Source organism: Pseudomonas schmalbachii (genome assembly GCF_017589465.1).
Taxonomy (GTDB): Bacteria; Pseudomonadota; Gammaproteobacteria; order Pseudomonadales; family Pseudomonadaceae; genus Pseudomonas; species Pseudomonas schmalbachii.
This window is the reverse complement of sequence record NZ_JAELYA010000005.1, coordinates 227,144-241,205: the sequence shown is the minus strand read 5'-3', so window position 1 is coordinate 241,205 and position 14,062 is coordinate 227,144. Positions and strand designations below refer to the sequence as shown.

Below are 14,062 nucleotides of genomic sequence, written 5' to 3'. Positions count from 1 at the left end.
GAGGTTCAGCGGCGGAATTCGCTGAAGGGCTACAATCCTCCGGTCTCTGCGCGCGATGTGCAAGTAGCCTGCCGCCAATCGAAGACCTACCGCGTGCTGCGGCCGGTGCTGGCGGTGGTTGTGCTGGAGGGGCTGTATCGGTGGATATTCGGTTGATGCCGGAAAGGCGATGGGTATCGCTGCGCTCGACCCATCCTACGGGATGACGGTGCTACATATTTGTAGGAGCGAGCTCTGCTCGCGAAGATCTTGTGTTGCCGGCGTTCGCGAGCAGAGCTCGCTCCTACGGAAAGCGCTCGCGACGCCGACGTCAGCAACCCGACGGGTTTTCCTCTTCGCGCTTGGCTTCGCTCCAGATCGCGTCCAGTTCTTCCAGGGTGCACTCTTCCGGCTTGCGGCCGGCGTCGCGCAGGACGTCCTCGATGTAGCGGAAGCGGCGCTCGAACTTGGTGTTGGCCGCGCGCAGGGCGGTTTCCGGGTCGACCTTGAGGTGACGGGCGAGGTTGACCACCACGAACAGCAGGTCGCCCACCTCCTCCGCCTGGGCCGCCGCGTCGCCGTCGGCCATGGCCTCCAGTACTTCGTCCAGCTCTTCGCGCAGCTTGTCCACCACCGGCAGGGCTTCCGGCCAGTCGAAGCCGACCTGGGCCGCGCGCTTCTGCAGCTTGGCCGCACGCGACAACGCCGGCAGCGCCACCGGCACGTCGTCGAGCAGGGACAACTGCACCGGCCCGGCGGCCTTGGCCGCGCGTTCCTCGGCCTTCAGCTCTTCCCAGCGCTGCCTGACCGCCGCTTCCTCCAGCTTGCCCATGTCCGGCGCGCCGTACAGGTCGCCGTCGGGGAACACGTGGGGATGCCGGCGCACCAGCTTGTGGGTGATGCCGTCGACCACCTCGTTGAAACCGAAGCGCTTCTCTTCGCGGGCCAGTTGCGAATAGTAGACGACCTGGAACAACAGGTCGCCGAGTTCCTCGCGCAGGTGCGCGAAGTCGCCGCGCTCGATGGCGTCGGCGACTTCGTAGGCTTCTTCCAGGGTGTAGGGGACGATGCTCGCGTAGTCCTGCTTCAGATCCCACGGGCAGCCATGCTTCGGGTCGCGCAGGCGCGCCATCAGGTGCAGCAGGTCGTCGAGCTTATACATCCTTGCCACCCGCGCCACGATCGCGCCGCGCCTCGATGATGTTGGGCAGCTGGGAGATCCGTCCGAGCAGACGGCCCAGTGCATCCAGCCCCGGAATCTCGATGGTCAGGCGCATGACGGCGGTGTTGTCTTCCTTGTCCGAGCGGGTATTCACCGCCAGCACGTTGATCCGCTCGTTGAGCAGGATCTGCGAGACGTCGCGCAGCAGGCCGGAACGGTCGTAGGCGCGGATGACGATATCCACCGGATAGGTCTGCACCGGGACCGGGCCCCAGCTCACCTGGATGATCCGTTCCGGTTCGCGCCCGGCGAGCTGCAGGGCGGTCGCGCAATCCTGGCGGTGGATGGTGACGCCACGGCCGAGGGTGATGTAGCCGACGATCGGATCGCCCGGCAGCGGCTGGCAGCAGCCGGCCATCTGCGTCAGCAGGTTGCCCACACCCTGGATCTGGATATCGCCGCGCTTGCCGTGGCCGATCCGGCTCGGCTTGCGCGGAATCAGTTCGAGCTGCTCGCTGGCGCGCTCCGGCTCGACCAGTTGCTGGGCGTAGTTGACCAGGTGCGCCAGGCGCAGGTCGCCGGCGCCGAGGGCGGCGAACATGTCCTCGGCGACCTTGTAGTTGGCCTTCTCCGCCAGCTTGTCGAAGTCCACCGGCGGCAACGCCAGGCGGCCGAGCTCGCGTTCGAGCAGCGCCTTGCCGGCGGCGACGTTCTGGTCGCGCGCCTGCAGCTTGAACCAGTGGACGATCTTCGCCCGCGCCCGCGAGGTGTTCACATAGCCAAGGTTGGAGTTGAGCCAGTCGCGGCTCGGCCCGCTGTGCTTGCCGGTGATGATCTCGACCTGCTCGCCGGTCTGCAGGTTGTAGTTCAGCGGCACGATGCGGCCGTTGATCTTCGCGCCGCGGCAGTTGTGGCCGACCTCGGTGTGCACGCGGTAGGCGAAGTCCAGCGGCGTGGCGCCCTTCGGCAGGTCGATGGCGTGGCCGTCCGGAGTGAACACGTAGACCCGGTCAGGCTCGATATCGACCCGCAACTGCTCGGCCAGGCCGCCGATATCGCCGAGTTCCTCGTGCCATTCGAGCACCTGGCGCAGCCAGGCGATCTTCTCTTCGTAGTGGTTGGAGCTGGCCTTGACGTCGGTGCCCTTGTACCGCCAGTGGGCGCACACGCCGAGCTCGGCTTCCTCGTGCATGGAATGGGTGCGGATCTGCACCTCCAGCACCTTGCCCTCCGGGCCGATCACCGCGGTGTGCAGCGAGCGGTAGCCGTTTTCCTTGGGGTTGGCGATGTAGTCGTCGAATTCCTTGGGAATGTGCCGCCAGAGGGTGTGCACGATGCCCAGCGCGGTGTAGCAGTCGCGCATTTCCGGGACCAGCACGCGCACCGCGCGGACGTCGTAGATCTGGCTGAAGTCCAGCCCCTTGCGCTGCATCTTCCGCCAGATCGAATAGATGTGCTTGGCGCGGCCGCTGAGGTCGGCCTTGATGCCGGTGGCCGCCAGCGCGTCCTTCAGCTGCGCCATCACCGTGGCGATGTACTGTTCGCGGTCGAGACGGCGTTCGTGCAGCAGCTTGGCGATCTGCTTGTACTGCACAGGTTCCAGGTAGCGGAAGGACAGGTCCTCCAGCTCCCACTTGATATGGCCGATGCCGAGACGGTGGGCGAGCGGCGCGTAGATGTCGAAGACCTCGCGGGCGACGCGGTGGCGCTTCTCCTCGTCGGCGTTCTTCACCGCGCGGATGGCGCAGGTGCGCTCGGCCAGCTTGATCAGCGCGACGCGCACGTCATCGACCATCGCCACCAGCATCTTGCGCAGGTTCTCCACCTGCGCCTGGGTGCCGAGCACCATGGAGTGCCGCGGATTGAGGCTGGCGCTGATCGCCGCCATGCGCAGCACGCCCTCGACCAGCTTGGCCACCACCGGACCGAAGCGCTGCTGGACGGTTTCGAGCTTGACCTTGCCCTCGCGCACGCCGCGGTAGATCACCGCGGCCACCAGGGATTCCTGGTCGAGCTTGAGGTCCGCGAGGATTTCCGCGATCTCCAGCCCGGTCTGGAAGCTGGAAGTGCCCTCAGCCCAGGAGTTCTCGGTCCCGCTGCTGGCCTTCTGCTCGGCCTCGCGGGCGAATTCGCACGCCTCCAGCAGGACCTTGCGGTCCAGCATCGGGACCAGGTTCTGGACATGATCCAGCCAGGCCTCCAGATTGATGCTGCCGTCGGTATTGACCGGCTGGTGCGCTCTCACCTGTACCATCGTGTCTACCCTTCCCCACAGTGTCCCCTCGGACACCGCTCACAGCGCCAGCCTTTCTTCACGGGCCGGTCGGATTGCGCAAGCTTCCTAGCTCGCCTCGAACAAAGCCATCGCCTCGACATGCGCCGTCTGCGGGAACATGTCGAGGATTCCGGCGCGCTTCAGACGATAGCCCTGTCGGGCCAGTTCGCCAGCATCGCGCGCCAGGGTTGCCGGATTGCAGGACACATAGAGGACCCGCTCGGCACCCAACGCGGCCATTCCCCGCACCACTTCGAACGCCCCGTCTCGCGGCGGATCGAGCAGTACGGCAGTGAAATCGTTTGCCCCCTTGCGGAACCAGGGCGCCTCGCCAAGCGGCTTCGACAGATCCGCCTGGTGGAAATTCGTATTGCCCAGGCCATTGGCGGCGGCATTCGCCGTGGCGCGCTCGACCATCGACGTCACGCCCTCCACACCGACCACTTCGCGCACCTGGCGCGCCAGCGGCAGGGCGAAATTGCCCAGTCCACAGAACAGGTCTAGCACCCGTTCGCCGGCTTTGGGGGCCAGCCAGTCAAGAGCCTGGCGGATCATCGCGACATTCACCGGCGCGTTCACCTGGACGAAGTCGCCGGGACGATATTCCAGCGTCAGGTTCCAGTCGCCGAGCCGATAACCGAGGCCGGACTCGCCACTCATTGGCGCCGGTTCGCCGTCGCCGTGGAGCCAGAGCTGCACATCCCGTGCCGAACAGAACTCCAGCAGGCGCTGACGATCGGACTCCGCCAGCGGCTCGATGTGCCGCAGCAGCAATGCCGTGGATGTGCCATGGAACAGTTCGACATGCCCGAGCACCTGCGGCCTGGCGAAACCGCGCAGCAGCTCCGGCAGTTCACGGGCGAGGCCCTGCAGCTCCGGCACCAGCACCAGGCAGTCGTCGAAGCCGACGATGGCCTGGCTGGCCGCCGCGCGGAAGCCGACATCCAGCCGCCGCGCCTTGGCATCCCAGCGCACCGCGATACGCGCACGACGGCGGTAGCCGAACTCCGGCCCGACCAGCGGCGCCGCCCATTCCTGCGGCTCCAGGCCGGAGAAACGCTGCAACTGCTCGGCCAGGGTACGCTGTTTCAGCGCCAGCTGTTCGGCATGTGGAAGATGCTGCAGGCTGCAGCCGCCGCATTGCTCGGCGACGCTGCAGGGCGCCGCGCGACGCAGTTCGGAGGCCGTGACGATGCGCTCGCTGCGCGCTTCCACCACCTGGCTGCGCGCCGACAGCACGCGCGCCTCCACCGCTTCGCCCGGCAGCGCGCCGGCGACGAACCAGGTGCGTCCTTCGGCGTGGGCGATGCCTCGGCCGTCATGGGCCAGGCGCTCGATCTGCAGGCGCTGCTTCTTGCCTACCGGCACCGCCGGCCCGCGTGCTCCGCCGCTGGGCTGGAAGCGCAGGCCGCCTCTGTTCTTGGCCATGTCGGATCAGCGCTGGTCGAACAGGCCGGAAGACAGGTAGCGGTCGCCGCGGTCGGTGATCACCGCGACCATCACGGCGTTTTCCACTTCGCGCGACAGCTGCAGCATCGCCGCCACCGCTCCGCCGGACGAGACGCCGCAGAAGATGCCTTCCTCGCGGGCCAGGCGACGCATCGCGTCCTCGGCCTCGCCCTGCGGCATGTCGATCACACGGTCGACGCGGGCTGCGTCGTAGATCTTCGGCAGGTATTCCTGCGGCCAGCGGCGAATGCCCGGAATAGCCGAGCCTTCGGTGGGCTGCAGGCCGACGATCTGGATCGCCGGGTTCTGCTCCTTGAGGTAGCGCGACACGCCCATGATGGTGCCGGTGGTGCCCATGGAGCTGATGAAATGGGTAATCGTCCCGTCGGTCTGCTGCCACAGCTCCGGCCCGGTGCTGTAGTAGTGGGCTTCCGGGTTGTCGCCGTTGGCGAACTGGTCGAGGACCTTGCCCTTGCCTTCGCGCTGCATCTGGTCGGCCAGGTCGCGGGCGCCTTCCATGCCCTGCTCCTTGCTCACCAGGATCAGTTCGGCGCCGTAGGCGGTCATCGCTGCCTTGCGCTCGGCGGTGGAGTTGTCCGGCATGATCAGGATCATCCGGTAGCCCTTGATCGCCGCCGCCATCGCCAGGGCGATGCCGGTGTTGCCGGAGGTCGCCTCGATCAGCGTGTCGCCGGGACGGATATCGCCGCGCAGCTCGGCGCGATTGATCATCGAGAGTGCCGGACGGTCCTTCACCGAACCCGCCGGATTGTTGCCTTCGAGCTTCACCAGCAGGGTATTGGAAGTTTCCCCCGGCATGCGCTGCAGGCGCACCAGCGGGGTATTGCCGACGCAGTCGGCGATGGTCGGGTACTGCACGGTCATGAACGTACTCGGTTGCGGAACGACGGTGGGAAAGGCCATCTATGATAACGGCAAACCGGAACTCTCTATAAGGAAAGTTCCGAACAAAACCTGTCAGTACCTCAAACCGCCGACGCCCGGGGCAGACGCAGATGTACGCGCAGCCCGGGATTGCCGCATTCCGCCCAGAGTTGGCCACTCTGCAGGCGCACGGCGCTGCGGGCGATGCTCAGGCCGAGCCCGAAGCCTTCGCCGGAGCGGGCGGCATTCAGGCGGGTGAAGGGCAGGAAGATACGCTTCAGATCCTCCGACGCCACGCCCTCGCCCTGGTCCTGCAGCCAGAGATGCCACTGCGAGCCCTCCGCCCGGCCGGCGAGCAGGATGCTGCCGTCTTCCGGCGAATGGCGGATGGCGTTGCGCAGGAGATTTTCCAGGGCCTTCGCCAGGCTGTTGAGATGGCCGTGCACCACGCAGTCGGCCGGCAGTTCATGGCGGAAGCGCGCCGCCGGCCAGCCGGTTTCGAAGCAGGCGTCCTCCACCAGCATCTCCCACAGCGAGGCCACGTCGATGGGCTCCATCGGCAGCACAGGCCGCTCGGTATCCATCCAGGCCAGCTCCAGGGTGTTCTCCACCAGCCGCTGCATGACCTCCACGTCGCGCTCTACGCGCTGGCGCAGGACGTCGTCCGGCAGCTCGCTTTCCGTCGCCACCCGCAGCCGGCTGAGCGGCGTGCGCAACTCATGGGACAGGTCGCGCAGCAACTGGCGCTGGAACGCGATATGGCCGCGCAGGCGCCCGGCCATGTGGTCGAAGGCGCTGCCCAGCTCGCCCAGCTCGTCGCGCCGCTGGCTGACTTCGCGGGCGATGCCGGAACCGAGGTCATCGCCGCGCAAGGCATTGGCGTGCTCGCGCAGGCGCGACAGGGGATGGATCAGTTGCTGGTAGAGCAGCACGCACAGCAGCATGGCCAGCCCGCCCGGCACCACGCCATGGGTGAGGAAGCGCAGAAGCGGGGAAAAGCCCCCGGGCATGAAGCGTTCCGGCAACTGGATCACCAGGCGTCCGTCGGTAGGGTGTTCGGGGAACGGGATACCGATATACGGACGCCCCCTGGAGCGTGCACTCATCGGCCAGTGCAGGCCGCGCAGGAAGGTCAGGCGGGTCACTTCCTCGGCGCTCAACTGCTGGCTGCCGACGGCCTGCAGGCGGCCATCGACCACTGCAATCCAGCCATCCTCGCGACTGCGCATCTGCCCCAGCCACTCATCGACGCCCTCGTCGCCACCGCGCCGCAGGACCTGTTCGGCTTCCCGGGCATAGCCGCCGAGCACGTCGCGGGCCTCCTGGGAGAGGAAGTAGTTTTCCCGCTCGACCTGCCGGCCCCAGGTCCAGGACAGCCAGATCACCAGCAGGCACAGTGCGACCAGGGCGACCGCCATCTTCCAGAACAGCGAATGACGTCCGGGCAATTCAGGCTTCCTCGCGGGACAGCACGTAGCCCTTGCCCCACACCGTGCGCAGCTGGTGGCGAACGTAGCCGATGGCCTGCAGCTTGCGGCGCAGGTGGCTGACATGCATGTCCAGGCTGCGGTCGTGAGCGGTGTAGCCGCGCTTCAGCACATGCTGATAAAGGAAGGCCTTGCTCAGGGTTTCCCCGACGCTGCCGAGAAAGGTTTCCAGCAGACGGTACTCGGAGGCGGTCAGGCCGGCCCGGCAGCCATCCAGGCTGACGTCGCAGGCGCCCGTATCGAAGTACAGGCTGGCGTCATCCTCCATGGGCAGCGGGCTGCCGCGCTCCAGCGCAACCCGGCGCAGGATGGCCTCCATGCGCACGCCAAGTTCCGCCAGGCTGAACGGCTTGGGCAGGTAATCGTCGGCGCCCTGGGAAAAGCCGGCGATGCGATCCTGCTCCGCACCCAGCGCCGACATCAGGATCACCGGCACCCGCTGCTCGCGGCGCAACTGGCGCAGGATGTCCAGCCCGCTGCGGCCGGGCAGCATGATGTCCATGAGGATCAGGTCGAAGGTCCCGGAACGGGCACAGTCGATCGCCTCCGCGCCATCGCGGCACCAGTCCACGGCGAAACCGCGCCCCTGCAGGTGATCGGACAGGTGCGAACCGAGCACCGGGTCGTCCTCGACGATCAGCAGATGCCGTGATGAGTCAGTAAGCGCATTCATTGGCAATTGAGATTAATTAGCAATCTAAGTAATTATTCCCGATGGTCATAGTGACGGCAAGCCGACTGGACAGCCGGCCAGTGGCGCAGCTTCCGCCCCGGCAAACCGCTACACTGCGCAAAAACGACAGTCCCGGAGGACACGCGTGTTAAAGGATCTCGGCATCAAGGGGCGAGTCCTCCTGCTCACCCTGCTGCCCGCCTGCCTGCTGGCGATGGTGCTCGGCGGTTATTTCACCTGGGTGCAACTGTCCGACCTGCGCGCCCAGCTGATCGAGCGTGGCCAACTGATCGCCGAGCAACTGGCGCCGTTGTCCGCCTCCGCCCTGGCGCAGGGCAACCGCTCCGTGCTGCAGCACATCGCCAACGAGGCGCTGGACCAGCAGGACGTCCGCGCGGTGACCTTCCTCAGCCCGGAGCGGGTGCGCCTGGCGCATGCCGGCCCGAGCATCCTCACGCCGCTGCCGAGCGGCAACGGCAGCCACATGAGCATGGCCAGCAGCCTGGACACCACGCATTTCCTGCTGCCGGTGCTCGGCCATCACCGCAGCTATTCCGGCGATCCGTCCCACGACGACGAGCAGTTGCTCGGCTGGGTGGAGCTGGAGCTGTCGCACCACGGCACCCTGCTGCGCGGCTATCGCAGCCTGTTCGCCAGCCTGCTGCTGATCACTACCGGCCTGGTGGTCACCGCCCTCCTCGCCCTGCGCCTGAGCCGGGCGATCAGCGCCCCGCTGCGGGAGATCGCCCAGGGCGTCGCGCAGCTCAAGGAAGGCCGCCTGGAAACCCGCCTGCCGCCCCTCGGCAGCCATGAGCTGGACGAGCTCGCCGCCGGCATCAACCGCATGGCCGCTGCGCTGCACAGCGCGCAGGAGGAAATGCAGCACAACATCGACCAGGCCACCGAGGACGTGCGGCAGAACCTGGAGACCATCGAGATCCAGAACATCGAGCTGGACCTGGCGCGCAAGGAGGCCCTGGAGGCGAGCCGGATCAAGTCCGAGTTCCTCGCCAACATGAGCCACGAGATCCGCACCCCGCTCAACGGCATCATCGGCTTCACCAACCTGCTGCAGAAAAGCGAACTGACCCGGCGCCAGCGCGACTATCTGGGGACCATCCAGAAGTCCGCCGACAGCCTGCTCGGAATCATCAACGAGATCCTCGACTTCTCGAAGATCGAGGCCGGCAAGCTGATCCTCGAGAACATCCCGTTCAACCTGCGCGAGCTGATCCAGGACACCCTGACCATCCTCGCCCCGTCCGCCCACGAGAAGCACCTGGAACTGGTCGGCCTGATCTACCGCGACACCCCGCTGCACCTGATCGGCGACCCGCAGCGCCTGAAGCAGGTGCTGACCAACCTGGTGAGCAACGCCATCAAGTTCACCCACGAAGGCAGCATCTCCGTGCGCGCCATGGTCGAGGACGAAGACGACGAGCGCGCGCAGCTGCGCATCAGCGTCAAGGACACCGGGATCGGCCTGAGCAACGCCGACGTGCGCGCGCTGTTCCAGGCCTTCACCCAGGCCGACAACTCGCTGTCGCGGCAGGCCGGCGGTACCGGGCTCGGGCTGGTGATATCCAAGCGCCTGATCGAGCACATGGGCGGCGAGATCGGCGTGGAAAGCAACTCCGGCGAAGGCTCCGAATTCTGGATCAGCCTCAGCCTGCCAAAGGCCCGCCACGATACCGACGACATCCTGCTGCCGCTGGCCAGCGGCCATCGCGTGGCCCTCTACGAACCCCACGAACTGACCCGCAACGCCCTGCACCACCAGCTGGAAGACTGCGGCCTGCAGGTCAGCGAGTTCGACGACCTGCAAGGCGTGCAGGCGGCGCTCGACGCGCCGGACGACGAGAACACGATCACCCTGGCCGTGCTCGGCGTGTGTGCCACGACCCATCCGCCGGAGATGCTGCGCCAGGCCATCCGCCAGTTCGAAACCCAGGGCTGCAAGAGCCTGGTGCTGTGCCCGACCATCGAGCAGGCGCAGTACAACGCCGTGCTGCCGGAAAACCAGGTGCAGAGCAAGCCGGCCTGCTCGCGCAAGCTGCAGCAGGCGCTGAACGACCTGCTGCACCTGCACCCGGTGCGCAAGGAAAAACCGGTCGGCAGCGTGGCGCGCAATGCCCCGCACCTGCTCTGCGTCGACGACAACCCGGCCAATCTCATGCTGGTGCAGACCCTGCTCGGCGACCTCGGCGCCCAGGTCACCGCCGTCAGCAGCGGCATGGAGGCGGTCGAGGCGGTGCAGCGCGAGCGCTACGACCTGGTCTTCATGGACGTGCAGATGCCCGGCATGGACGGCCGCCAGGCCACCCTCGCGATCCGCCAGTGGGAAGCCGAGCGGGAAGTCGCGCCGGTGCCGATCATCGCCCTCACCGCCCACGCCCTCGCCAGCGAGAAGCGCGCGCTGCTGCAGGGCGGGATGGACGACTACCTGACCAAGCCGATCGACGAACGCCAGCTCTCGCAGGTGGTGCTCAAGTGGGCCGGCCTGCCCCTCGGCAGCCCGCGCGCGGAGGCGCCACGCAGCACACCGTCCAGCGAACTGCGCGTGCTCGACCCGGAAGAAGGCCTGCGCCTGGCCGCCGGCAAGGTCGACCTGGCCGCCGACATGCTGGCGATGCTGCTCGCCTCGCTGGGCGCCGACCGCCAGGCCATCCGCCTGGCCCGCGAGCGCGGCGACCGCGCCACCCTGCTCGAACGCATCCACCGCCTGCACGGCGCCACCCGCTACTGCGGCGTGCCGCAACTGCGCGCGGCCTGCCACCGCTGCGAAACCCTGCTCAAGCAGAACGATCCCGAACTACCGGCTGCGCTGGACGCGCTCGACCAGGCCATCGCCGAACTGGCGCGCACGGCGGAAAGCCAGGCCGGCCTGACGCCCAGCCAGCCCCACGACACGCACTGAGGCCAGCGATCCATGCGCATCATCCTGTTCAGCAGCCAGAACCACGACCGCGAGAGCTTCCTCGCCGCCAATCCGCAGCACGGCTTCGAGCTGCATTTCCAGCAGGCGCCGCTGCGCCTCGACACGGCGGCCCTGGCGATGGGCTTCGAAGTGGTCTGCGCCTTCGTCAACGACGATCTCTCGCGGCCGGTGCTGGAACAGCTCGCCGCCGGCGGCACGCGCCTGATCGCCCTGCGCTCGGCCGGCTACAACCACGTCGACCTGGCCGCCGCCAGGGCGCTCGGGCTGGCCGTGGTGCGGGTGCCGGCCTATTCGCCCTACGCCGTCGCCGAACACGCCGTCGGCCTGGTCCTGGCGCTCTGCCGCCACCTGCACCGCGCCTACAACCGCACCCGCGAAGGCGACTTCTCGCTGCACGGCCTGACCGGCTTCGACCTGTTCGGCAAGACCGTCGGCGTGATCGGCACCGGGCAGATCGGCGTGGTGTTCGCCCGCATCATGGCCGGCTTCGGCTGCCGCGTGCTGGCCTACGATCCCTACCCGAATCCGGAAGTCGAGGCCATCGGCGGGCAGTTCGTCGACCTCGACCGGCTGCTCGGCGAGTCGGACATCATCAGCCTGCACTGCCCGCTCAACGACGCCACCCGCCACCTGGTCAACGCCAACAGCCTGCAGCGCATGAAGCGCGGCTCGATGCTGATCAACAGCAGCCGCGGCGCGCTGGTCGACACCCCGGCGCTGATCGAGGCGCTGAAGAGCGGCCAGCTCGGCTACCTCGGCCTGGACGTCTATGAGGAAGAGGCCGACATCTTCTTCGCCGACCGTTCCGACCTGCCGCTGCAGGACGACGTGCTGGCCCGCCTGCTGACCTTCCCCAACGTGATCATCACCGCGCACCAGGCCTTCCTCACCAACGAAGCCCTGGCCGCCATCGCCGAAACCACCCTGAACAACATCGCCGCCTGGCGCAAAGGCGCGCCGGTGAATCAGGTGAACGGCTGATGGCGTGCTAGCATTTCGCGCGCTTTCTGGAGGAACCATGGCCCAGCACGACTTCCGCTACACCCTGCTCAACCCGCAACACACCCTCAGCGAATGCCGCGCGCTGCTGCCCGGCCGCTACCAGGTCACCGGCACCGGCGGCTCGATCCAGATCGGCGATACCCTGCTGGTCAGCCTCAAGGGCAGCCGCAGCCTGAGCATGACCCTGGAGGTGGAGAAGGTCCGTCACCTGATCAATCCGCCGGGACAGTGGACGGCGGTGGCGAAAGGACCGGTCTTCAAGGAACTGGCCATCCACCAGTGGCAGGTCAACTGCGACGGTTGCGGCGCCCAGCTGGACTTCGAATTCGCCGTCGACGCCAGCCTCGGCAAGCCCGCGCAACAGCCGGCTGCCGAAGCGCGCATCGCCGAACTGGGCTGGAAACAGGCCCAGGGAAAACACTACTGCCCGGACTGCAAGGCCAAGGAGAACGCATGAAAGCCCTGATCGCCGTCACCGCCGCGGCGACGCTCATCGCCGGCTGCGCCAGCCATGAAAAGCTGGAAACCGAGAAGACCTACCGCGTCGAATGGATCGGCGAGCGCCCGCTGATGGACTACAGCCACCTGACCCTGACCCTCGACGGCAAGGGCCGCGCCTACGGCAACGCCGGCTGCAACCACTGGTTCGCCGGCTACACCCTGGACGGCGAGAACCTGACCTTCGGCCAGGCCGGCAGCACCCGCAAGATGTGCGCCCCGGCGCTGATGGAACAGGAACAGCGCTTCCTCGCCGCGCTCGGCGAAGTCCGGCGCTGGGACTTCAGCGAACAGGGCCAGCTGTACCTCTGGCCGGCGAACGGCAAGGCGATCCGCCTGTGGCCGGAAGACAAGTGACAGTCCCGGCCGGCAACACACCGTAGGTTGGCGCTGAGCGCAGCGAAGCCCAACGTCAGCACGCACCGGGACAGGATCGTTGGGCTTCGTACCTCAGCCCAACCTACGAAGAGGCAAGGCTCCTGCGCTCAGCCGCGGTAGTAGCGCTGCTCGACGAACGGCGTCTTCGCCACCTTCATCGGCACGCGCTTGCCGCGTACCACCGCCCACACTTCGCTGCCCACCGGCACGTGGCTGGCCTGCACGTAGCCCATCGCCAGCGGCGCGCCCAGGGTTGGGCCGAAGCCGCCGCTGCATACCTGGCCGATGACCTTGCCGTCGGCATCGACGATTTCCGCGCCCTCGCGCACCGGCGTGCGTTCCTGCGGCAGCAGGCCGACGCGCTTGCTGGCGACGCCGTCCCGCTGCTGGGCGAAGATCCGCTCGGCGCCGGGAAAACCGCCGGCCCGGCTGCCGTCGGCGCGGCGGGCCTTGGAGATGGCCCAGAGCAGGCTGGCTTCGACCGGCGTGGTCGCCGTGCTCATGTCGTGGCCGTACAGGCACAGGCCGGCTTCCAGGCGCAGCGAGTCGCGGGCGCCAAGGCCGATGGCTTCGACTTCCGGCTCGGCCAGCAGGGCGCGCGCCAGGGTTTCGGCCTGTTCGACCGGCACCGAGATTTCGAAACCGTCCTCGCCGGTATAGCCGGAGCGGCTGACGAAGCAGTCGCTGCCCAGCAGGTTCACGCGGGCGAACTGCATGAAGGTCAGCTTCGCCACTTCCGGCGCCAGGCGCGCCAGCACGTCCACCGCCTTCGGCCCCTGCAGGGCAAGCAGGGCGCGGGATTCGAACAGGCAGTCGATGGCGCAGCGGTCGCCGATATGCTGGCGCAGGTGGGCCAGGTCCTGTTCCTTGCAGGCGGCGTTGACCACCAGGAACAGGGTGTCGTCACCGAGGTTGGTGACCATCAGGTCGTCGAGGATGCCGCCATTGGCGTCGGTGAACATGGCATAGCGCTGCAGGCCCGGCGGCAGGTCGACGATATCCACCGGCACCAGGCTTTCCAGGGCGCGCGCCGCATCCGGCCCGCGCAGGATGATCTGGCCCATGTGCGAGACGTCGAACAGGCCGGCCGCCGCGCGGGTGTGCTGGTGCTCCTTGAGCACGCCGAGCGGGTATTGCACCGGCATGTCGTAGCCGGCGAAGGGCACCATGCGCGCCCCGAGTTCGAGGTGCAGGGCGTGCAGCGGGGTCTTGGCGAGGGTCTCGCTGGTCATGGGAATCTCCAATCTGGTTGAACCCTTTCTTCGCAAGGGAACAGGTGTCAGTCAAGCACTGCGGCCCGCTGGCGAAGCGCTGCTCCGCCAGCGGGCCGGCTCCT

The 14,062-nt window shown here is 67.5% G+C and carries 11 protein-coding genes; 4 read left to right on the top strand and 7 right to left on the bottom strand.

Features of this window, described 5'->3' with window-relative positions:
• Window positions 1–310: 310 nt before the first annotated feature.
• The 6 genes from mazG to JFY56_RS14655 all read right to left on the bottom strand — a co-directional run bounded on the left by mazG (window position 311) and on the right by JFY56_RS14655 (window position 7,910).
• Entirely contained in the window at window positions 311–1,141 is an 831-nt protein-coding gene (gene mazG / locus JFY56_RS14680; protein WP_208314574.1) for a nucleoside triphosphate pyrophosphohydrolase, read from the bottom strand.
• Window positions 1,134–3,395, bottom strand: a complete 2,262-nt coding sequence (gene relA / locus JFY56_RS14675) for a GTP diphosphokinase (protein WP_208314573.1) — start codon at window positions 3,393–3,395, stop codon at window positions 1,134–1,136. The genes mazG and relA overlap by 8 nt, the downstream gene beginning before the upstream one ends.
• Window positions 3,396–3,482: 87 nt before the next feature.
• Window positions 3,483–4,844, bottom strand: coding sequence for a 23S rRNA (uracil(1939)-C(5))-methyltransferase RlmD (gene rlmD / locus JFY56_RS14670; protein ID WP_208314572.1), 1,362 nt, complete (start codon window positions 4,842–4,844; stop codon window positions 3,483–3,485).
• A gap of 6 nt (window positions 4,845–4,850) precedes the next feature.
• On the bottom strand, window positions 4,851–5,750 hold the full coding sequence (gene cysM / locus JFY56_RS14665; protein WP_208314571.1) for a cysteine synthase CysM: 900 nt from the start codon (window positions 5,748–5,750) through the stop codon (window positions 4,851–4,853).
• A gap of 101 nt (window positions 5,751–5,851) precedes the next feature.
• Window positions 5,852–7,198, bottom strand: coding sequence for a HAMP domain-containing sensor histidine kinase (locus tag JFY56_RS14660; RefSeq protein ID WP_236032705.1), 1,347 nt, complete (start codon window positions 7,196–7,198; stop codon window positions 5,852–5,854).
• A 1-nt stretch (window position 7,199) separates the two neighbouring features.
• Window positions 7,200–7,910, bottom strand: coding sequence for a response regulator transcription factor (locus JFY56_RS14655; protein WP_208314569.1), 711 nt, complete (start codon window positions 7,908–7,910; stop codon window positions 7,200–7,202).
• 145 nt (window positions 7,911–8,055) lie between these two features.
• Here JFY56_RS14655 and JFY56_RS14650 point away from each other — a divergent pair, with 145 nt between their 5' ends.
• From JFY56_RS14650 to JFY56_RS14635, 4 genes are read left to right on the top strand one after another with little or no spacing between them, the layout of a single operon-like run.
• Window positions 8,056–10,827 (top strand): response regulator, encoded by a 2,772-nt coding sequence (locus JFY56_RS14650; protein ID WP_208314568.1) that lies wholly within the window; start codon window positions 8,056–8,058, stop codon window positions 10,825–10,827.
• A gap of 12 nt (window positions 10,828–10,839) precedes the next feature.
• Entirely contained in the window at window positions 10,840–11,829 is a 990-nt protein-coding gene (locus tag JFY56_RS14645) for a 2-hydroxyacid dehydrogenase (RefSeq protein ID WP_208314567.1), read from the top strand.
• Window positions 11,830–11,866: 37 nt separating this feature from the next.
• Window positions 11,867–12,307: a hypothetical protein gene (locus JFY56_RS14640; RefSeq protein ID WP_208314566.1), complete on the top strand. Its 441-nt coding sequence runs from the start codon at window positions 11,867–11,869 to the stop codon at window positions 12,305–12,307.
• Entirely contained in the window at window positions 12,304–12,705 is a 402-nt protein-coding gene (locus tag JFY56_RS14635; RefSeq protein ID WP_208314565.1) for an META domain-containing protein, read from the top strand. The genes JFY56_RS14640 and JFY56_RS14635 overlap by 4 nt, the downstream gene beginning before the upstream one ends.
• Window positions 12,706–12,833: 128 nt before the next feature.
• Here the strand turns inward: JFY56_RS14635 and gcvT are convergent, their stop codons facing one another.
• A complete protein-coding gene (gene gcvT / locus JFY56_RS14630) occupies window positions 12,834–13,958 on the bottom strand; it encodes a glycine cleavage system aminomethyltransferase GcvT (RefSeq protein WP_208314564.1) in 1,125 nt (374 codons plus the stop codon).
• Window positions 13,959–14,062 lie beyond the last annotated feature (104 nt).

What these genes read in the sequence shown, in the direction of transcription:
- mazG (WP_208314574.1), bottom strand. Translation starts at nt 1,141, where the DNA reads ATGTATAAGCTCGACGACCTGCTGCACCTGATGGCGCGCCTGCGCGAC.
- relA (WP_208314573.1), bottom strand. Translation starts at nt 3,395, where the DNA reads ATGGTACAGGTGAGAGCGCACCAGCCGGTCAATACCGACGGCAGCATC.
- rlmD (WP_208314572.1), bottom strand. Translation starts at nt 4,844, where the DNA reads ATGGCCAAGAACAGAGGCGGCCTGCGCTTCCAGCCCAGCGGCGGAGCA.
- cysM (WP_208314571.1), bottom strand. Translation starts at nt 5,750, where the DNA reads ATGACCGTGCAGTACCCGACCATCGCCGACTGCGTCGGCAATACCCCG.
- JFY56_RS14655 (WP_208314569.1), bottom strand. Translation starts at nt 7,910, where the DNA reads ATGAATGCGCTTACTGACTCATCACGGCATCTGCTGATCGTCGAGGAC.
- JFY56_RS14645 (WP_208314567.1), top strand. Translation starts at nt 10,840, where the DNA reads ATGCGCATCATCCTGTTCAGCAGCCAGAACCACGACCGCGAGAGCTTC.
- JFY56_RS14640 (WP_208314566.1), top strand. Translation starts at nt 11,867, where the DNA reads ATGGCCCAGCACGACTTCCGCTACACCCTGCTCAACCCGCAACACACC.
- JFY56_RS14635 (WP_208314565.1), top strand. Translation starts at nt 12,304, where the DNA reads ATGAAAGCCCTGATCGCCGTCACCGCCGCGGCGACGCTCATCGCCGGC.
- gcvT (WP_208314564.1), bottom strand. Translation starts at nt 13,958, where the DNA reads ATGACCAGCGAGACCCTCGCCAAGACCCCGCTGCACGCCCTGCACCTC.